We start from the raw sequence: 18,861 nt of genomic DNA on the forward strand, positions 1-18,861 counted from the left end.
GGCCCCTGGGCGGCTATCAACCCCACCCCGCTTTCACACGGGGGGGCGGGCGGGAGTGGGGGTTAATGGTCGCCCGCCGGGTTTTCGGGGGGGGGCCCGGTGCCGTGGCCCCCCCCCCCCCCCCCTCTCCGTATCTCCTGCGCCTACGGCTTCGGCTTGAGGTTCTCCCCGTCGATCCCCAGGCCGGGGAGGAGCCCGGGGAGCAGCGGGGGCAGGGTGACGTCCGGGGCGGGGCGGGGCGTGGTGCTCGGCCGGCTCTCCGGGGACGGCTGGGTGAGGCCGTCCGTGGGGAGGTCGTCGAGCAGTCCGTCCGTACCGCCGCCGAGGAGGCCGTCCTCGGGGGTGGTGCCGGTGGGGCCGGAGGAGCCCGTCGGGCCCGAGGGCTTCGGTGCGGTGCTGGAGTCGGGGCGGCCCTCGGTCTGGGCGGGGGGCGCGGGGGCGGGTGCGGTGTCGGTGCGGGGGGTGCCGGTGTCCGGGGTGGTGGTGTCGGAGCGGCCGGTGTCCTCGCTGCTCTTGCCCGGGGGGCGGGGGAGGAGCGACTGGAGCGGGGCCACGTCGTCCTCTATGGCCTCGAAGACGGAGCTGACCTGGTCGCTCACGTCGGTGAGCTGGACGGGCAGCCGGTCGCGCAGGCTGCTCCAGGCGTCGCGGTGCGAGCGGGAGAAGGAGTCCAGGGCCTGGATGGGGCCGATGGAGCCGTCGCGCTGGTACGCGGAGTGGAGCAGGCGGTGGCCCTCGGAGGCGTCGTGGGACATGCCGTTGAGGGCGCGTCTGACGGCGCCGAGGGATTCGTGGTCCAGCTCCCCGGCGCGGCCGCGCTCCATGAGTCTGCGGGCCTCGCTGAGCCGGGTGGACGCCTGGTCGAGGTAGGCCTCGCCCCGGTCGGCGTCGCCCTTGGTCATGCCGAGGCTGATGTCCTCCATCCCGCGCTTCAGCCCGTACAGCGAGTCACCGGGCAGTGCGTCGGAGCTGGCAGCGGCCACTCCGCCGAACGCGCCGGCTGCCACACCCACGGTGAGCCCACCCGCGGTGAGCCCCTTCGCCCAGCGGGAGCGGGGACGCAGTCTGCGCAGTCGGGAGGCCCGGTGGGCCCCCTTGCCCCGTTGTACGGGCACCGTAGGGCCCGTGGACGCGCCGCCCTCGGCGAACATGGCCTCCATGGCCGCGACGAGCTGGGCTCGCTGCACCACTTTAACCTCGGGGTCCAACTGCGGCTTCGGTAGCTCACCGAGGCCGTTCGCCAAGGCCAACAGCGGTCCGCGGTCGGCCTGGTCGGCCGGCTCCGCGGGCTGTACGGCCGCCGCACCCTGGGGGTTCTGCTCCTCCAGGGCCTGGGCGAAGGCGTTCGCCCGCCGGTGTGCCGAAACGTTTGCGATCACTGGCGGCACCTCCTCTCGTCATGACGGTCGACTCCCCTGGCGGTCCGGAAGGTTGCACACCTTGAGCGCTTCCACTCGATGGAGTGAGTGGTCACGGACATGGAGTGACGACAGGGGGCCTGCAACCGGCACAACGAGTGGCGCGGCACTTGGGTTACGCACGAAAGATGTACGGACGAAAGATGATCGGACCAGTTCGTGCGGGAGCGGTCACTTTCCGGTCCGGTCGGCGGGCTTCGTCCGTCAGCCGTCGTTGTCGGTCACGGGCGTCATCGGCCAGCGGTCTTCGCCGGTCAGCGGGCGTCGTCCGGCAGGAGCCGGGCGAGCGTCCGTACGGCGCGGTACTGAAGGGTCTTGATCGCGCCCTCGTTCTTTCCCATCACCCGGGCCGTCTCGGCGACCGAGAGGCCCTGGAGGAAGCGCAGGGTGACGCACTCCTGCTGCTGCGGATTGAGTCGGCGCACGGCCTGGAGCAGTGCGGCGTTGGAGAGGGCCTCCAGGACGGAGTCCTCAGGGGAGCGCGCCACCTCGTTGGCGTCGAGCATTTCGCCGGTGGTCACTTCCAGTCGGAAACGACTGGATTTGAAGTGGTCGGCGACCAGGTTGCGAGCGATGGTGACCAGCCAGGCGCCGAAGTCGCGGCCCTGCCAGGTGAACGTGGAGATACGGCGCAGCGCGCGGAGGAAGGTCTCGCTGGTGAGGTCCTCCGCGGTCGCCTTGCCGCCCACGCGGTAGTAGATGTACCGGTACACGGTGTCGCTGTACTGGTCGTACAGGCGGCCGAAGGCGTCCGCCTCTCCGGCCTGTGCGCGCTCGACGAGATCCATCATGCGCGCGCTGTCGCTGTCGGCGGTGGGACGGCGGACGGTCGACGTGGCCGAGGCGGCGGCGCGGGTGCCGCGTCTTCCGACCGCCGCACTGCGTTCGGCCATGGCGTAGCACGGGCCGGCAGGTGCAGGGGTGGCAAAGGCGGGGACGGCGTACGCGGTGGGGACGAAGCCGCGCAGGCGGTCAATGACCGATGCACGCAGCGTAGCCAGGCCCGAGGCGTCAACCCCGACGTGTGGGTACACGGGACTCCCAGAGGCAGAGCTTCCATCACGAGCAGTTCGAAAAACGTCACTCGTCGTAGCGAGTGGCGGTCTCCGTGATGCGTCTGAGGAGAATAACGCTTCGTGCAGGCGGCACTACACCCAGTTGTCTAAATCACCGATTACGTCGTTTCTTGTATCGCTAAGTGACGCAACGAGTAGCACATCGTGACCAGTTATTGATCAGATTGCTTCGTGTTCTGTCTCTGAGCACGACGGGTTGTGTTCGGGCCATGGGCGGGCCGGGGCGGTCCGGGGCCGGTCCGGAGCGGCCGACCGGCCGCAGGAGCCGTGCGGTCAGCGGCGGCGGCGGTGCAGGGCGAGGGCCGCGGCGGTGCCGCCGGCCAGGGCGCCGACCCCGGCGGCGGCCGGGATGCCGACCTTGGCCGCCTTGCGCCCGGTGCGGTAGTCGCGCAGCCGCCAGTCCAGGGCGCGGGCGTGCTTGCGGAGCTTGGTGTCCGGGTTGATCGCGTAGGGGTGGCCGACCAGCGAGAGCATCGGGATGTCGTTGTGCGAGTCGCTGTAGGCGGCGCACCGCTCCAGGTCCAGGCCCTCGGCCGCCGCCAGGGCGCGTACGGCTTCGGCCTTGGCGGGGCCGTGCAGGGGCTCGCCCACCAGACGGCCGGTGTAGACGCCGTCCACCGATTCGGCGACGGTGCCGAGCGCGCCGGTCAGGCCGAGGCGGCGGGCGATGATGGTGGCCGTCTCCACCGGGGCGGCGGTGACCAGCCAGACGCGCTGGCCCGCGTCCAGGTGGGCCTGGGCCAGGGCGCGGGTGCCGGGCCAGATGCGGTCGGCCATGTACTCGTCGTAGATCTCCTCGCCGATGGACATCAGCTCGGAGACGCGGTGGCCCTTGACGATGGACAGGGCGCTGTCGCGGGCGTCCTGCATGTGCTCGGGGTCCTCGACCCCGGCCAGCCGGAACCACGCCTGCTGCCAGGCGAACCGGGTGAGCTCGCGGCGCTCGAAGAACTTCCGCTTGTACAGGCCCCGGCCGAAGTGGAAGATCGCGGCGCCCTGCATGACGGTGTTGTCGAGGTCGAAGAAGGCGGCGGCGCGGTCGTCCCCGGCGACCGGGAACGCGGGCTCCTCGGGGGTCTGGTCCGGGTCCTGGTCGGGGGTCTTGGTCAGAAGGGCGGATTCGTCCTCGGCCGAGGTCTTCCGCGCGGCCTCGGCCGCTGCCTCGCCTGCCAGGACGCTCCGTGCAGTCGCGGAACGCCTACGGGGTGTGAGCCATCCAAGAGCGGCCATGCGGTGAGCATAGCCAGTCCGCCGGTACGTGCCCGACCTGCCGGGATGCGACGGCGTGAACTCTGCGGGGCCGGATCGTTAATCGGGCGATTCCGGACGGTCCGGTGCGAGGGGCGCCCAGGCGCAGAATGAAGGCATGAGTCCTCTGCTGCGCCGTACGAAGAAGAAGCCCGCCGACCGGGTGGTCACCCTGGTGGGGAAGCCCGGCTGCCATCTGTGCGAGGACGCTCGGGACGTGGTGAGCGCGGTCTGTGCGGAGACCGGTGCGTCGTGGGTGGAGAAGGACATCACCGAGGACGAGGAGCTGTACAAGAAGTACTGGGAGCAGATTCCGGTGGTGCTGATCGATGACGAACAGCACACGTTCTGGCGGGTGGACCCCGCGAGACTGCGCAAGGCACTGGGTGCGTGAGTGAAACTCGGTTAACATCGTGGGCGTTTTGAGTGGTCTCGGGGGCGTAGACGTGAGGAGTGTGTACCGCTTTGCCCCCTTCGAGGCTGCAACGGGCTGATGCGGTCCTTGGTTCCGGGATCGCACGACGTATGTGCGTGACCCCGGTCACTTTGACCGGACAAAACGGACACCATCTTTGTGCACGCGTTCACAAAGACATAGCCTGCATTCGACGGGGCGGTCTTGGGACATACGGCCGCCTGCAGCCCCGCTCATCCCGCAGGAGCACCGTGGCAACTGGCCGAACTCACCGACCGGCGACCCGTAGCCGAGGAATTCCCGAGGCCACTGTCGCCCGACTTCCGCTGTACCTGCGCGCACTGACCGCGCTCTCCGAGCGATCGGTTCCCACGGTCTCCTCCGAGGAACTGGCCACCGCGGCCGGGGTCAACTCCGCGAAGCTGCGTAAGGACTTCAGCTACCTGGGGTCCTACGGCACCCGTGGTGTCGGGTACGACGTCGAGTATCTCGTCTACCAGATCTCGCGTGAGCTCGGCCTCACCCAGGACTGGCCGGTCGCCATCGTCGGCATCGGCAACCTCGGCGCGGCCCTCGCCAACTACGGCGGCTTCGCCTCCCGCGGCTTCCGGGTCGCCGCGCTGATCGACGCCGACCCCGCCATGGCCGGTACGCCGGTGGCCGGGATCGCCGTCCAGCACACGGACGACCTGGACCGGATCATCAGCGACAACGGTGTGTCCATCGGCGTGATCACCACCCCGCCCGGCGCCGCCCAGCAGGTCTGCGACCGGCTCGTGGCCGCCGGGGTGACCTCCATCCTGAACTTCGCGCCGACCGTGCTCTCGGTGCCCGAGGGCGTCGACGTACGGAAGGTCGACCTCTCCATCGAGCTCCAGATCCTGGCGTTCCACGAGCAGCGCAAGGCCGGGGAGGACGCGCCCGTGGAGGGCGAGGACCCCGAGGCCCCGCCGATGCGTGCCACGCCCGCGAGCCGGAAGGGACCCGACGGGGACATGCCCGCCGTGATGCCCGCATGAGCCTCCTCGTCGTCGGACTGAGCCACCGCAGCGCCCCCGTCTCCGTACTGGAACGGGCCTCTCTCGCTGCCGACACCCAGGCCAAGCTGCTCCAGGACACCCTCGCCGCGGAACCCGCGACCGAGGCCGCCGTGCTGGCCACCTGCAACCGCATCGAGCTGTACGCGGACGTGGACAAGTTCCACGCGGGCGTCGCCGAGCTCTCCACCCTGCTCGCCCAGCACAGCGGCGTCGGGCTGGACGAGCTCACTCCGTATCTCTATGTGCACTACGAGGACCGGGCCGTCCACCACCTCTTCTCGGTGGCCTGCGGGCTGGACTCGATGGTCGTCGGTGAGGGGCAGATCCTCGGCCAGATCAAGGACGCGCTCGCCCGCGGCCAGGAGCTGCACACCGCCGGACGGCTGCTGAACGACCTCTTCCAGCAGGCCCTGCGGGTCGGCAAGCGCGCCCACAGCGAGACCGGGATCGACCGGGCCGGGCAGTCGCTCGTCACCTTCGGGCTCCAGCAGCTCGCCGCCGGGGCCGACCCGGGCCTCTGGGCCCGCGGCAAGCGCGCCCTGGTGATCGGCGCGGGCTCGATGTCCTCGCTGGCCGCCGCCACCCTGGCCCGGACCGGGGTCGCCGAGATCGTCGTCGCCAACCGGACCCGCGCCCGCGCCGACCGGCTGGTGGAGATCCTCCAGCAGGGCGACGACACCACCGTGCGCGCGCACGCGGTCGAGATGTCCGCGGTCGGCGACGAACTGACACGTGCCGACGTCGTCGTCTCCTGTACCGGTGCCACCGGCCTCGTCCTCACCGCCGACGCCCTCGCGGACGCCCTCGGCGTCACCCTGGACGCCCCGGCCGAGGCACCCGCCGTCGCCCTGGCCCCGATTCCGGCCCCGGCCGACGTCGACCAGCACGCCGCCTGGGTGGAGAACGGTTCCGCCACCTCCGCCCCGAAGGCGCCGAAAGCCCCGCAGTCACCGGAGTTCTCGCAGACCCCCGAGGCCGCCCCCCGCCGCGTCACGCTGCCCGCGCAGTCCACCGGCCCGGTGAAGCTCGCCCTGCTCGACCTCGCCATGCCGCGCGACATCGACGGCGCCGCCCACCGCATCGACGGAGTGCGCCTCGTCGACATCGAGTCGCTGGCCGACGCCTCCGCCGACGCCCCGATGGCCGCCGACGTGGACCAGGTCCGCACGATCGTCGCCGACGAGGTGGCCGCCTTCGGCGCCGCCCAGCGCGCCGCCCATGTCGCCCCGACCGTGGTCGCCCTGCGCACCATGGCCGCCGACGTGGTCGCCGGCGAGATCGCCCGGCTGGACGGCCGCCTCCCCGACCTGGACGAGAAGCAGCGCGCCGAGATCACCCAGACCGTGCGCCGCGTCGTCGACAAACTCCTGCACGCGCCCACCGTGCGGGTCAAGCAGCTCGCCAGCGAGCCCGGCGGTGCCGGGTACGCGGACGCACTGCGCGAACTCTTCGACCTGGACCCGCAGACGGTGGCCGCCGTCTCCCGGGCAGACCTGAACGACCCGAATAGAGGGCGGTCATGACCGACAACTCATCGCCGGGCGCGCGGAGCTCCGCGCCGCTCCGGCTGGGCACCCGGCGCTCCAAGCTCGCCATGGCCCAGTCCGGCCTCGTCGCCGAGGCGGTCCGCGAGGTGACCGGGCGCGCCGTCGAGCTCGTCGAGATCACCACGTACGGAGACACCTCCCGCGAGCACCTGGCCCAGATCGGCGGCACCGGCGTCTTCGTCGCGGCCCTGCGCGAGGCGCTGCTGCGGGGCGAGGTGGACTTCGCCGTCCACTCGCTCAAGGACCTCCCCACCAGCCAGCCCGAGGAGCTGCTGCTCGCCGCCGTGCCGCAGCGCGAGGACCCGCGCGACGCCCTGGTGGCCCGCGACGGGCTGACCTTCGAGCAGCTGCCCGACGGCGCCCGCGTCGGCACCGGTTCGCCGCGCCGCATGGCGCAGCTCAACGCGTACGCACGCTCCCACGGACTGCGGATCGAGACCGTCCCCATCCGGGGCAACGTCGACACGCGGATCGGGTTCGTGCGGGACGGGGAGCTCGACGCGGTGGTCCTCGCCGCCGCCGGGCTCAGCCGCCTCGGCCGGAGTGGTGAGGTCACCGACTTCCTGCCGGTCGACACCGTTTTGCCCGCTCCCGGCCAGGGAGCACTGGCGATCGAGTGCGCTGCGTCCAGCGCCGACCTCGCCGCCGCGCTCGCCGAGCTCGACGACCCGTACACCCGGGCCGCCGTGACCGCCGAACGTGCCCTGCTCGCCGCCCTGGAGGCCGGCTGCTCCGCACCTGTGGGTGCGCTGGCCGACCTCCTGGTCGACGGACAGGTTGTCAACGAACTGCGCCTGCGCGGAGTCGTCGGTTCCACCGACGGTTCCTCGCTGGTTCAGCTGTCCACCACCGGTCCCGTCCCCACGTCGCACGACGACGCGGCGGCCCTCGGTCGCGAACTCGCGGCCGAGATGCTCGCCAAGGGTGCGGCCGGTCTTATGGGGGAGCGAGCACTTTGAGCCCCACCGGCCCCGCCGCATCCGACTTTCCGCCCCTGTCCCCACGAGGTCAGGTCACCTTCCTCGGCGCCGGTCCCGGCGACCCGGGACTGCTGACGCTGCGCGCCGTCGAGGCGCTTGCGAGCGCGGACGTCCTTGTCGCCGAACCGGACGTGCTCGACGTCGTTCGCGGTCATGCGCGGGCAGGCGTAAGCACGCCTGAGCTGACGGTTGTTGACGTGTCGTCAACAACCGCCGGAGTACCCGTTCTCAGGGATGCGGCCAATCTTGTCATGGAGGCGGTGAAGGGCGGCAGGCGGGTGGTCCGCGCTGTCGCGGGCGACCCGGGCCTGGACGGTGACGCGGGCGCGGAGATGCTTGCCTGCGCCGCCGCCGGGGTGCCCTTCGAGGTCGTCCCGGGCGTGGCGAACGCCGTCGGCGTGCCCGCGTACGCCGGGGTGCCGCTGCGGGACGCGCAGGGCGCCGACGTGCGCTTCGTCGACGCGCGTACCGCCACCGACCGGTGCTGGAGCGAGGTCGGCGCGAGCGATGCGACCGCCGTCGTCTCCACCACGCTGGACTCGGTCGCGGCCGCGGCCGGTGAGCTGGTCTCGGCGGGCCGCAAGCCCGACACCCCGCTCACCGTGACGATCGGCGGCACCACCACCCGTCAGCGCACCTGGACGGCGACCCTCGGGACGATCGCCCAGACGCTCAAGCAGGCGAAGGTCCTGCCCTCCCCGGAGGGGCACCGGCCGGTCATAGCCGTGGTCGGTGAGCGCAGCTCCGCCGCCCAGCGCGACCAGCTCGCGTGGTTCGAGTCCAAGCCGCTGTTCGGCTGGAAGGTGCTCGTCCCGCGCACGAAGGAGCAGGCCGCCTCGCTCTCCGACCAGCTGCGTTCGTACGGTGCCGTCCCGCACGAGGTCCCGACGATCGCCGTCGAGCCGCCGCGTACGCCCCAGCAGATGGAGCGCGCGGTCAAGGGTCTGGTCACCGGCCGCTACGAGTGGATCGCCTTCACCAGCGTCAACGCCGTCAAGGCGGTCCGGGAGAAGTTCGAGGAGTACGGGCTCGACGCCCGGGCCTTCGCCGGGATCAAGGTCGCGGCCGTCGGTGAGCAGACGGCCGCCGCGCTGGTCGACTTCGGCGTCAAGCCGGACCTGGTGCCCTCCGGTGAGCAGTCCGCCGCCGGGCTGCTGGAGGACTGGCCGCCCTACGACCCGGTCTTCGACCCGATCGACCGGGTGTTCCTGCCGCGCGCCGACATCGCCACCGAGACCCTGGTGGCCGGGCTGATCGAGCTGGGCTGGGAGGTCGACGACGTCACCGCGTACCGCACGGTCCGCGCCTCGCCGCCGCCCGCCGACACCCGCGAGGCGATCAAGGGCGGCGGCTTCGACGCGGTCCTGTTCACCTCGTCCTCGACCGTCCGCAACCTGGTCGGCATCGCGGGCAAGCCGCACAACGTCACGGTCATCGCGTGTATCGGCCCGGCCACGGCGAAGACCGCCGAGGAGCACGGCCTGCGCGTGGACGTCCTGTCCCCGGAGCCGTCCGTGCACAAGCTCGCCGAGGCGCTCTCCGCCTTCGGCGCGCAGCGGCGCGACGCGGCGAAGGAGGCCGGTGACCCGGTGACCCGGCCGAGCGAGCGGCGCCCGGGCGCGCGCAGGCGCCGGACGACGACGTAATAGCAGTACGAGGGTGGATGGGCCCGGTCGCTTCGGCGGCCGGGCCCGCTGTCTTTGCCGGTACCTGTGTCGGTAAGACCGTGCCGCGTACGGGTCTATCGTCGGAGGATGACTGCGTACGGAAACTTCCCCGGCTCCCGCCCCCGGCGGCTGCGGACGACCCCGGCGATGCGGCGGATGGTCGCCGAGACCCGTCTCGACCCGGCGAACCTGATCCTCCCCGCGTTCGTCCGGGAGGGCATCGACGCCCCGGTCGCCATCTCGGCCATGCCCGGCGTGCACCAGCACACCCTGGACACCCTGCGGAAGGCGGCCGTGGAGGCGGTGTCCGCCGGGGTCTCGGGGATCATGCTCTTCGGGGTGCCGGAGGACGCGAAGAAGGACGCCCGGGGCACGGCGGGCACCGACCCGGACGGCATCCTCCAGCTCGGGCTGCGGGCGGTCCGCGAGGAGGTCGGGGACGAGCTCGTCGTCATGTCGGACCTGTGCCTGGACGAGTACACCGACCACGGCCACTGCGGGGTCCTCGACGACGGCGGCCGGGTGGACAACGACGCGACCCTGGAGCGGTACGCGGAGATGGCCCAGGTCCAGGCGGACGCCGGGGCCCATGTGGTGGGCCCCAGCGGGATGATGGACGGCCAGGTCGGGGTGATCCGGGACGCCCTGGACCAGACCGGGCACGAGGACGTGTCGATCCTCGCCTACACCGCGAAGTACTCCTCCGCCTTCTACGGCCCCTTCCGCGAGGCCGTCGGCTCCTCGCTGACCGGCGACCGCAAGACCTACCAGCAGGACCCGGCCAACGCCCGGGAGTCGCTGCGGGAGCTGGCTCTCGACCTGGCGGAGGGCGCCGACATGGTCATGGTGAAGCCCGCCGGGCCGTATCTGGACATCCTCGCCAAGGTCGCGGAGTCGGTGGACGTGCCGGTCGCGGCGTACCAGATCAGCGGCGAGTACGCGATGATCGAGGCCGCCGCCGAGCGGGGCTGGATCGACCGGGACAAGGCGATCCTGGAGAGCCTGACCGGGATCCGGCGGGCCGGGGCGCAGATGATCCTCACCTACTGGGCGACCGAGGCCGCCGGGTGGCTGGGGCGCGACCACCGACGCTGAGCCGCGCCCCGGCGGGGGTGTTTCTTCCGCCCGCCGGGGCTGCCCGTCCGCTCTCCTGCCTGCCTGCCTGCTCTCCTGCTTGCCCGCCCGCCCGCTCGCTCAGGGGCTGCCTGCTCCGGTCGCCTGGAGCCGGTGGGCCTCCTTGAGGGAGAAGCGGGCGCTGTCCCGTACCAGCGGGTCCTGGTCCGCGCGGGCGGTGGAGTCCAGGGTCATCGCGACGAGCGGGTCGGATGTGTAGGGGGCCAGGGACATCGCCGCGTACTGCCGGACCAGGTCCTCCTCCGGGTCCCGCAGGGCGGTGAGCAGGGCGCGGCCCGCGCGGCGGCGGAGGTCGGGGTCGTCCGGGGGCCAGACGCGCAGGACGGTGGCGCTCTCGACCCGGGCGAGGCCGTACTCCTCCGCGTCGGCGACCACCGACACGAGGAACGGCAACGCCTGGGCGTTGGCGTCCAGTTCGGTGATGATCTCCCGCTTGCGGTCACTGCCCGGGGGCAGCGCGCGGAACTCGGCTATCAGGCGCTCGGCGGCCGCGGTCGCTGCCGCGGCTTCCGTGGTCGGGAAGTGCGTGTCGTTGGTCGGGGGGTGCGTGTCGTTCATGGGGGTGGACACTTTCTGTCAGGGCCAGTCGACCAGTGACATGAATGCTACGAAAGTGACCACGACGGTGGCGGGTGCGGCGAGCGCCAGGGTCAGGCGCAGGGATGCGTTACGGAGTTGCCAGGGAGCCGCCCAGCTCGCGATCAGGGTGATCAGGGCCAGGGTCAGGCCCACCCACAGAATGGTCCACGCCGGGCCGAAGCTCGCCTCGAAGCGGTCGCCCGCCGGGCCGACGCAGGAGTCGCACACCATCGGGGTGAAGCCGCCGACGAGCAGGGCGACGAGCCCCGCCGGAACCGTCACGAGCGTGGTGGTCAGCGGGGCGACCCAGGCACGGGGGTCATGTGTGGTGTCGGGCATGCGTACGAGTGAACCCGGTGGGCCCGGCGCCCGCATGAGTACGGGGGCTCAGCCGCCGGTCGGTGGATCCGGCAGGTGGGCTCAGGTGTCGGGGTTCTCCGTCGGCAGGTGGGCGTGGGCGGCGAGCCAGGTGCGGGCCTCGTGCGTCTCGCTTTCCGTCAGGGGCGGGCGGACCTGGTCCGGGTGGCGGATGACGCAGTGCCCCCGGGCCGTCTTCAGGCCGATCGCGCGGGCCCCGGCAGAGAGGCGGGGATCGTCCGCCACCTCCCGGGCGCGCTGCCACCAGCCCCGGCGGCGCGGGTCGGGGGCGTAGTGCCACAGGGGCTGGGCGGGGTCGGTCACGCCGATCAGGACCCGGTGCAGGATGTACTCCTTGATGCCCGGTTCGCCGATCAGCCGCTCGGCGACGAGCAGCGGGTGGGTCCCGTCGAGCCGGGCGCGGGTCAGCACCCAGGCCATCAGGTGGCCGGTGTCGTGGGCGCCGGAGGTCACGTACTCCCACAGCTCGGCGGCCCGGGTCTCGTCGGGGGCGCCGAGGTGGGTCAGCAGCCGGAGGGGGGCCTTCCAGAGCGGCTTGGGCTTCGCCCACCAGGCCAGCAGCTCGTCGGCGGCCGGGTGTTCCAGGTCCAGGGCGAGGCAGGTCAGGGTGACGAGGGGGTGGCGCCACTCGGTGTACGTGGTGCGGTACTGCTTGGTCAGCTCCTTCTTCCAGCGGGGGAGGAGGGCGAGCAGTTCGCTCTCGGTGGCCTCGCCGTGGGAGTGGAGGAGTTCGAGGCAGAACGCGAGGCCCTGGACTCCGGTGGCGGGGTCGGCCACCTGGTCCCGCAGCCAGCGGGTGTCGGCGGGGGAGAGCGTGCGGTAGCGGTGCCAGAGGTCCGTCAGGCCGCCCTCGTTGCCGGTCAGGTCGGGTCCGGTGCCCGCGAGCAGCGCGTCCCGGGCGGCCTCGTACCGGTCGGCGGCGGCGAGCGCCTCGGTGGCCTCGGGGTCCGTGAGCCGTGCGGCCCGCTCCCGTACGTGGGCGACCTGGTCGTACGCCGCTCGTGCGGCCGCCACGCGCAGAGGGCGCGGCAGGCGGTCGTCGGTGGCGAACCGGACGGCGGCCAGGGCGGAGAACGCCTGGGCGGCGCCGTGGTCCGCCGCCGGGCGGGTGGCCGCCTGCCAGTCCCGTGTCACGGTGGTGCGGAGTGCGGCGAACAGCCTGCTCAGGGAGGCGTCCGGGGCGTTGTGCGCGGTCAGTTCCCCGGCGAGCGCGGCGGCGGACCGTACCGGGTCGGGCTCGTGGAGCGCCCGGTGCACATCGAGCCAGGCGGGGATCGCCGTACCGTGTCCGGTCAGCGACCACGTACGCAGCACGTCCAGGGTCCGGGGCGCGGGGAAGCGGCTCAGGGACTCCGCCGCCCGGGGGCCGAGGTCGACCACCACGGTCCAGACCTCCTCGTGGCCGTGGCGCAGCAGGGCGCTCAGCAGCTCCGGCCAGGCCCGCCACTCGGTGAGCCGACCGGCGTACTCCTCCCGCCAGGCGGGCAGCAGCCGTGACACCTCCTCCGGTGTCAGCGCCTGCCGCGACTCCAGCGCGGTGACGAACCCCGCCGCCGCCCCGGACAGCTCCATCGGACCGGTCAGCCGGTCGTGCAGCCAGCGTTCCTGGGCGTCGGTCAGCGGGGGGCCGGGGCGGCTGGACCTGCCCGGTGTGCCGAGCCGGTCCAGGAACTGCCGTACGCCCGCGCTGTCCTGCGGATCGGGCAGCCCGTCGGCGTCCCGCGCCGTGACCATGTCGAGCCGGAACGCGCCCTGCGGCCCGCCGCTGACGATCCGGTAGCCCGGCGGGCCCGCCCCGAGGCCCGCGGCGACCGTGGCGTGGTCGCCGCCCCAGTGCACGTACAGCACGCCCTGGAGGGCGCCGGAGCGGGCAAAGGCGGCGTGGGACTGCCAGTGCCAGTACGCGAAGGAGGTGGACGCGGGGAGGCCCCGTACCGCGAACAGCTCGGCGGCGTCCGTGTGGGCATCGGACTGGGTGTAGCGGCTGCGGGTCGGGGGCGGGAGGGCGACGAAGCCGCTGCCGCCCAGGCCGCGCCACCACGCCTTGATCCGGGACAGGTCGGAGCCGGAGGGGGAGGGGGCCGGGGGTTCTGGCTGGTGTCCTGTTGTCAGTCCCACCAGAACGACCACACTTCCTGGTCGAGCACGTGCTTTTCCGCGTACGCGTCCAGGTCGTACGGCGGGGACTGGTCGATGTTGTCCGGGCAGAACGCGTAGTGCTCGACGGCCAGGGCGCGGGCCTCCTCCGGCGTGGTCGGCGGGCGACCCACGGAGACGATCATCGTGTCGAAGCCGAGCACCACGACCCGGGCGTCGTAGCGGTCCTCCCAGGAGCGGAGCACCGCGCAGAGCCGGGCCACGTCGTTCTCGTGGTTCATCGGGCCCGACCAGCCGATCGCCGCCGGTATGTCCGCGCTGCGGCGGGCCGGGACGAGCGCGAGGCGGGCCCCGGCCAGCCAGCTGTCCGGGTCGGCGGTGATCATGTCGGCCAGCTCGGCCGCCGCCGTGTCCGGGTCGCCCGGGGCCTCCTGCGCGGGGGCCGGGGCCAGGCCGGGCCAGGAGGCGCGAGCCTCGTCCTCCCCCTCCTCCCCGACCTCCCCGCCTTCGGCGTTCTCGGTGCCGTCGGCGTCCACCTCGTCGTCCGCGTACGCCGTCCAGTACCCCGCCAGCACCTCGTCCGCGTCGTGGTCGCCCGCGTACGTCGTGGTGTCCGGGCAGAGGTCCCACTCCTCGGGCCACTGGTCGCGCGAGCCGCCGTTGACCAGCACCGGCAGCAGCCCCAGCCGCCGCCCGGCCGTGCGCAGGGCCGTCCAGTCACCGGGAGCGGCGGGCCCGTCCCCGTACCAGAGCAGCGGTTCGTGCCAGGGGCCGTCCAGCGTGGCGTCCACCAGGGAGCCGGGCGGGAGGTCCAGGCCGGAGGAGGCCAGGGAGGGCAGGGGATTCGGGAGCGTCGCCATGAATACGACTCTAGGGGGCGCCACTGACAACGCCCGGTGCGTCGGCGGGGGGTGGGGCGGCAGCGGCGGGTATCGTCGCCCGCCCGTTGCCCGTCGCGTGCGGTGCGCTGCCCGGACCGTTGCCGACCCGCTGCCGGGCCGAGCCAGCAGGAGCCCCATGAACAAGGTCATCACGTCCATCTCCTTGTCCCTCGACGGCTTCTTCGAGGGGCCGGAGCGTGAGATCGACTGGCACTTCGTCGACGAGGAGCTGCACCAGCACTTCAACGACTACCTCCGCACGATGGGCGCGTTCGTCGAAGGGCGTGTGACCTACGAGCTGATGGAGGAGTTCTGGCCGGACGCCGATCAGGACCCCGCCAACGCCGGGCCGATGGCCGAGTTCGCGGGCATCTGGCGGGGCATGCCGAAGTACGTCTACTCCCGGACCCTGGAGAGCGTGGGGCCGGGGGCGACGCTGCTCCACGAGGTCGACCCGGACGAGGTGCGGGCCCTGCGCGACGCGGCCTCCGGAGACCTCGTCGTCGGCGGCGCCGATCTGCTGGAGACCTTCCGGCGGCTGGACCTCGTGGACGAATACCGGATCTACGTCCACCCCGTGTTGATCGGCCGGGGCCGCCCCTTCTTCCGGGACGCCGAAGAACGGCAGGGGCTGCGGCTCTTGGAGGCCCGGACCTTCGGCAGCGGGGTGGTGCTGCTCCGCTACGAGACGGTCCGGGCGGGTGGTGGATGAGGGGTGGTGACGGTGGCGGTGATGGAACCGGTACGGGTCAGGCGTCCGTACCGGCGTACGCGGCGAACGTGTTCCAGGCGGCGGGCGTGACGCTGAACGTCGGGCCCTCGATGACCTTGGAGTCACGGACGTGGACGGCGGCGGGGTGCGCGGCGATCTCGACGCAGGCCCCGCCCTCGTCGGCGCTGTGGCTCGACTTCTGCCAGTTGTAGGCGATTTCGAGGCACTGCCCGCCTTCGCTGCCGCTGTAGCTCGACTTCCGCCAGTCGTAGGCGACTTCGAGGCAGGCGCCACCTTCGCTGCCGCTGTAGCTCGACTTGAACCAGTTCAGTGCGGTGCTCATTTTTCTCCCAGTAAGCGGGCCAGCAGGCGCAGGGTCTCAAGAGGGGTGAGCGCCTGGGCTCGCAGCATCGCATATTTCTGGGCCAGGATGCTGATCTCGTTCGGGTCCGAGATCAGCTGGCTGCCGCGCTGGGTCTCGGAGTATGCGGCGTGCTGGTGGTCCGGGGTCTCCAGGAGGATGAAGGGGCCGTCGGTGCCCGCGTGGACCCTGCTGCTGAGAGGCAACACCTGGAGGCATACGCCCGGGAGTTGGGCCATTGCGTACAGGTGGCGGAGCTGTTCCCGGTGTTCCTCGTCCGATGTCAGTTTCATCATCAGGACCGGTTCCCAGATCACCATGCTGATCGTCGGCGGCTTGCTCCGGTGCAGGATCTCCTGACGTTGCAGCCGCGTTGCTGTCTGCGTTTCCATCTCCTCCGGGCTGTAGACCGGGATTCTGTTGCGGAACACCGCCTCCGCGTATGCCTTTGTCTGGAGCAGGCCCGGGATGACCTGGTTGTCGTACCAGGACAGTGCCAGCGCCTCTTCCTCCATGTCGATGTACTGCTCGGCCCACAGCGGGATCAGGTCGATCTCTGGCATGTTGTCGACCGCTGTCTCCAGGACGCCCTTCGTGCCGAAGTAGTCGTCCAGTGTCATGGCCAGATCCGGGAGCAGAGAGCGTCTGCCCTGCTCGATGGAGGCGATCGTGTCCTCCTGTACGCCTGCGATATCGGCCAGTTGGGCCTGCGTGAGGCCCGCCGCAATGCGGAAGAGGGCGACCAGTTTGCCCACGAGCTTCTTCGCCGTCGCGTTCTTGCGCGGTCGCTTTCTGGGGTGCATACGGTCCAACTCCCACGCCGGAACCCACTTCACGCACGCCTCACCCGTACAAGAAATTTGTACGGGCAGGCGCGCGTGACAGGCCGTCAGGCTTTGGCTCCGGCTCAGTACATGAGAGCAGTTGCCCGGTCCGACTGCCAGTAGGTGACGAAGCCGTTGGCGTCCCAGTACGTCTCGGCCGGGAGCTTGAGGTCGGCGGGCTTGTCGTACGTCGAGCCGTTGCTCCTGGCGAAGTGCACCGACAGGTTCTTGCCCTGGTGCAGCTTGCTCTGGCCCGGCTCGCCGCTGAGGGCGATCCCCGCGTACGCCTCCTCGCCGGGGGCCAGCGTGACCACGGCCTGCGGCTTGCTGTCCTTGAGGATCGGGAAGACGGACTGGGCGCCGTCTCGGCCGAGTCCGGTGCTCCCGCCGACCCTGGTACGAAGCGGCCACCGGGCAGCAGTACGGCCCCCCGGTGCACCGCTGGCCGTCACCTGCTTACCGGAGGACGCCCTGGCGCTCAGGTTGGGGAGGAATCCGAGCCCTCGTGTGGCGGGGTCGGGGCGGCCGGGTTGCCGTTTGGGCGGGCTGGCGTAGTGGGGGTGATGGTGGCGAGGCCGACCTCCAGCAGGTACAGGATCTCGGAGTTGATGGACCGTCGGTCCGCGGCGGCTTGGGCGCGGACGCGGGTGTGGAGGTCGTCGGGAAAGCGGACGTTGAAATTGATCATGCAGCCATAATATAGTTAGTGCGTAGCCATTTCGATGCTGGGGAGATGGTGATGGCTGAGTATGCCCGGTACACCTACCGCCTGCGCGTGTCGTCAACTGCGTTGGCCGGTCTTGACGCCGAGTGGGCGCGCTGCCGGTGGGTGTGGAATGAGTGCGTTGCCCGCTCGAAGAAGGCGTATGCCGCCGGCGAGAAGTGTGGCCCTGCCCGCCTCGACAAGATGCTTACCGAGGCCCGCGCTGCTATGGGGTGGCTCCGTGAGGGATCGTCGGTACCTCAGCAGCAGGTCATCCGTGACTTCGGAGTGTCCCGGGCGAAGGCGCTGAAGGACAGCAAGGCGAAGCTCCCGGTCCGGCAGCGGGCAGGGATGCCGAAGGTCAAGGGGAAGCGGGACAGCCTGCCGACCCTCAACTACACCCGGCGCGGGTTCCGCATCAAGGATGGCCGCCTGCACCTTGCCGGGAATATCGTCCTGACGGTGGTGTGGTCGCGTGACTTGCCTTCCGGCCCCACGTCGGTCCGCGTCTACCAGGACAGCCTTGGTCACTGGTATGCCTCGTTCGTCGTCGCCGTTATCACCGAGGTTTTCCCTGCCACGGGCGGGGTGATCGGTATCGACTGGGGTGTGAAGGAGACCGCGACCACCACTTCGGATGTGCATGATCTGCCGCATATCCAGCATGGCAGGGCCGCTGCCCGGAAGCTGGCCTTGTATCAGCGGAGAATGGCCCGGCGTAGGCCGAAGCGTGGGCAGCCGGGTTCGAAGGGCTACCGGGAAGCGAAACGCCACACCGCGAAGCTCCACAAGAAGGTGGCGCGTCAACGTCAGGACACGGGTCGGAAGTGGGCGAAGAGCGTGGCCCGGGATTTTGATCGGGTTGCCGTTGAGGACTTCCGTCCGAAGTTCCTCGCGAAGTCCGGCATGGCGCGGAAGGCCGCTGATGCGGCGATCGGTGCGACGAAGCAAGCGCTGATCGAGATGTGCCGCAAGCACGGCCGGGAATTGCACCTGGTGCACCCCGCCCATACGACGATGGATTGCGGGGGGTGCGGTGCGAGAGCCAAACACCGCCTCCCCCTGTCAGAGCGAACCTATACTTGCACCGCGTGCGGAGCCGTATCCCCGAGGGACAAGAACTCCGCACGTGTGATGCTTACCCGGGCTGGTCTCAACCCGGCTGGTGTTGATGGTGGAAGCCCTGACGGAACGCTGTTCCGTCAGGCAGCCTGAGCTAGGAATCCCCGCCCCTTCAGGGAGGGGAGGATTCAACATCTCCTCGTACAACTGGGACGAGCTCTGCGGGCAGTTCTACCCGTTGGACCGGGGGCCGGAAGGCGTGGCTTCACCGCCCACGCCGCAGGACCGGCGCGGGTGGGCCCGGTCGTACGGTGGCGTGGACCCCGTGATCATTTTGATCCCGGGGACGCAGGGCGACCGGACGTTCCCGGCCGTGCCCTTCCCGTACAAGGTGACCTCCGAGGATGTGGAGGTCTTCAACCTCGACATGAAGACCACCGGGTACGACGTCACTTGGTACCTGGAGCTGAAGTGGAGCAGCGGCGGGCGTGAGGGGGTGCTGCGGATCGACGACCACGGGAAGCCGTTCCGTACGAGCGGGATGCGGGGGCGTCCGATGTACACGTACGGCAACGACGAGGTGAAGTGGGAGCCGTACCAGGCGGGTTGAGTCGGCTGGGGGAGGGGCGGGGGGCGGGGCGGGGGCGGCGCCCCGCCCCCCCGCCGGTGGGGCGCCCCCCCCCCCGCGGGGGGGGTACCCCCCGGGGGGGGGGGGCGGCGGGGGGGGGGCGCCCCGGCG

At 71.4% G+C, this 18,861-nt stretch carries 18 protein-coding genes and 2 pseudogenes; 9 read left to right on the forward strand and 11 right to left on the reverse strand.

All coding sequences use genetic code 11. The annotated features are described in order from the left end of the window. Positions 1 to 143: 143 nt before the first annotated feature. The 3 genes from ACFW9Z_RS33630 to ACFW9Z_RS33640 all read right to left on the reverse strand — a co-directional run bounded on the left by ACFW9Z_RS33630 (position 144) and on the right by ACFW9Z_RS33640 (position 3,724). Positions 144 to 1,379: a DUF5667 domain-containing protein gene (locus tag ACFW9Z_RS33630; protein ID WP_384646948.1), complete on the reverse strand. Its 1,236-nt coding sequence runs from the start codon at positions 1,377 to 1,379 to the stop codon at positions 144 to 146. Positions 1,380 to 1,672: 293 nt separating this feature from the next. Further along, positions 1,673 to 2,452: an ECF subfamily RNA polymerase sigma factor, BldN family gene (locus ACFW9Z_RS33635; RefSeq protein ID WP_384646950.1), complete on the reverse strand. Its 780-nt coding sequence runs from the start codon at positions 2,450 to 2,452 to the stop codon at positions 1,673 to 1,675. Between the two features lie 315 nt (positions 2,453 to 2,767). Next, positions 2,768 to 3,724 (reverse strand): HAD family hydrolase, encoded by a 957-nt coding sequence (locus ACFW9Z_RS33640; protein ID WP_384646953.1) that lies wholly within the window; start codon positions 3,722 to 3,724, stop codon positions 2,768 to 2,770. Positions 3,725 to 3,860: 136 nt separating this feature from the next. On the opposite strand from ACFW9Z_RS33640, the gene ACFW9Z_RS33645 reads away from it, so the two are divergent. From ACFW9Z_RS33645 to hemB, 6 genes are all read left to right on the forward strand, one after another. After that, complete coding sequence (locus ACFW9Z_RS33645; RefSeq protein ID WP_384646955.1) at positions 3,861 to 4,136, forward strand: glutaredoxin family protein; 276 nt, start codon at positions 3,861 to 3,863, stop codon at positions 4,134 to 4,136. A gap of 272 nt (positions 4,137 to 4,408) precedes the next feature. Then, the gene (locus ACFW9Z_RS33650; protein ID WP_084747084.1) at positions 4,409 to 5,176 is read left to right on the forward strand and encodes a redox-sensing transcriptional repressor Rex; all 768 of its coding nucleotides are present in this window, start codon (positions 4,409 to 4,411) and stop codon (positions 5,174 to 5,176) included. Next, positions 5,173 to 6,720 (forward strand): glutamyl-tRNA reductase, encoded by a 1,548-nt coding sequence (locus ACFW9Z_RS33655; protein ID WP_384646957.1) that lies wholly within the window; start codon positions 5,173 to 5,175, stop codon positions 6,718 to 6,720. The genes ACFW9Z_RS33650 and ACFW9Z_RS33655 overlap by 4 nt, the downstream gene beginning before the upstream one ends. Beyond that, entirely contained in the window at positions 6,717 to 7,703 is a 987-nt protein-coding gene (gene hemC, locus ACFW9Z_RS33660) for a hydroxymethylbilane synthase (RefSeq protein ID WP_384646959.1), read from the forward strand. Before ACFW9Z_RS33655 ends, hemC begins: the two co-directional genes overlap by 4 nt. Beyond that, complete coding sequence (locus ACFW9Z_RS33665) at positions 7,700 to 9,370, forward strand: uroporphyrinogen-III synthase (RefSeq protein ID WP_384646961.1); 1,671 nt, start codon at positions 7,700 to 7,702, stop codon at positions 9,368 to 9,370. The genes hemC and ACFW9Z_RS33665 overlap by 4 nt, the downstream gene beginning before the upstream one ends. A gap of 108 nt (positions 9,371 to 9,478) precedes the next feature. After that, entirely contained in the window at positions 9,479 to 10,486 is a 1,008-nt protein-coding gene (gene hemB / locus ACFW9Z_RS33670; RefSeq protein ID WP_384646963.1) for a porphobilinogen synthase, read from the forward strand. A gap of 99 nt (positions 10,487 to 10,585) precedes the next feature. On the opposite strand, the gene ACFW9Z_RS33675 is transcribed toward hemB, so the two are convergent. From ACFW9Z_RS33675 to ACFW9Z_RS33690, 4 genes are all read right to left on the reverse strand, one after another. Continuing rightward, a complete protein-coding gene (locus tag ACFW9Z_RS33675; RefSeq protein WP_384646966.1) occupies positions 10,586 to 11,083 on the reverse strand; it encodes a hypothetical protein in 498 nt (165 codons plus the stop codon). A gap of 18 nt (positions 11,084 to 11,101) precedes the next feature. Further along, positions 11,102 to 11,443: a hypothetical protein gene (locus ACFW9Z_RS33680; protein WP_384646968.1), complete on the reverse strand. Its 342-nt coding sequence runs from the start codon at positions 11,441 to 11,443 to the stop codon at positions 11,102 to 11,104. Positions 11,444 to 11,524: 81 nt separating this feature from the next. Beyond that, the gene (locus ACFW9Z_RS33685) at positions 11,525 to 13,600 is read right to left on the reverse strand and encodes a hypothetical protein (protein WP_384646970.1); all 2,076 of its coding nucleotides are present in this window, start codon (positions 13,598 to 13,600) and stop codon (positions 11,525 to 11,527) included. Continuing rightward, positions 13,591 to 14,439 (reverse strand): DUF4253 domain-containing protein, encoded by an 849-nt coding sequence (locus ACFW9Z_RS33690; RefSeq protein ID WP_384646972.1) that lies wholly within the window; start codon positions 14,437 to 14,439, stop codon positions 13,591 to 13,593. Before ACFW9Z_RS33690 ends, ACFW9Z_RS33685 begins: the two co-directional genes overlap by 10 nt. A 157-nt stretch (positions 14,440 to 14,596) precedes the next feature. Here ACFW9Z_RS33690 and ACFW9Z_RS33695 point away from each other — a divergent pair, with 157 nt between their 5' ends. After that, positions 14,597 to 15,172 carry a dihydrofolate reductase family protein gene (locus ACFW9Z_RS33695; protein ID WP_384646974.1) on the forward strand — a complete coding sequence of 192 codons (576 nt, stop codon included), beginning with the start codon at positions 14,597 to 14,599 and terminating at the stop codon, positions 15,170 to 15,172. 37 nt (positions 15,173 to 15,209) lie between these two features. On the opposite strand, the gene ACFW9Z_RS33700 is transcribed toward ACFW9Z_RS33695, so the two are convergent. The 4 genes and pseudogenes from ACFW9Z_RS33700 to ACFW9Z_RS33715 all read right to left on the reverse strand — a co-directional run bounded on the left by ACFW9Z_RS33700 (position 15,210) and on the right by ACFW9Z_RS33715 (position 17,045). Beyond that, entirely contained in the window at positions 15,210 to 15,515 is a 306-nt protein-coding gene (locus ACFW9Z_RS33700; protein WP_384646976.1) for a DUF397 domain-containing protein, read from the reverse strand. Further along, positions 15,512 to 16,336 (reverse strand): Scr1 family TA system antitoxin-like transcriptional regulator, encoded by an 825-nt coding sequence (locus ACFW9Z_RS33705; protein WP_384646978.1) that lies wholly within the window; start codon positions 16,334 to 16,336, stop codon positions 15,512 to 15,514. The genes ACFW9Z_RS33700 and ACFW9Z_RS33705 overlap by 4 nt, the downstream gene beginning before the upstream one ends. A 104-nt stretch (positions 16,337 to 16,440) precedes the next feature. Then, positions 16,441 to 16,722, reverse strand: a pseudogene (locus ACFW9Z_RS33710) (hypothetical protein); the annotation flags it as partial. Positions 16,723 to 16,835: 113 nt separating this feature from the next. Beyond that, positions 16,836 to 17,045 carry an Arc family DNA-binding protein gene (locus tag ACFW9Z_RS33715; protein ID WP_384646980.1) on the reverse strand — a complete coding sequence of 70 codons (210 nt, stop codon included), beginning with the start codon at positions 17,043 to 17,045 and terminating at the stop codon, positions 16,836 to 16,838. A gap of 51 nt (positions 17,046 to 17,096) precedes the next feature. Between ACFW9Z_RS33715 and ACFW9Z_RS33720 the strand changes: the two genes are divergently transcribed. Together ACFW9Z_RS33720 and ACFW9Z_RS33725 are read left to right on the forward strand one after the other, a co-directional pair. Next, the gene (locus tag ACFW9Z_RS33720) at positions 17,097 to 18,275 is read left to right on the forward strand and encodes an RNA-guided endonuclease InsQ/TnpB family protein (RefSeq protein WP_384646982.1); all 1,179 of its coding nucleotides are present in this window, start codon (positions 17,097 to 17,099) and stop codon (positions 18,273 to 18,275) included. Between the two features lie 4 nt (positions 18,276 to 18,279). After that, positions 18,280 to 18,732 (forward strand): annotated as a pseudogene (locus ACFW9Z_RS33725) (transcriptional regulator); the annotation flags it as partial. Positions 18,733 to 18,861 lie beyond the last annotated feature (129 nt).

The sequence above is a fragment of the Streptomyces sp. NPDC059452 genome, from assembly GCF_042750035.1.
Taxonomy (GTDB): domain Bacteria; phylum Actinomycetota; class Actinomycetes; order Streptomycetales; family Streptomycetaceae; genus Streptomyces.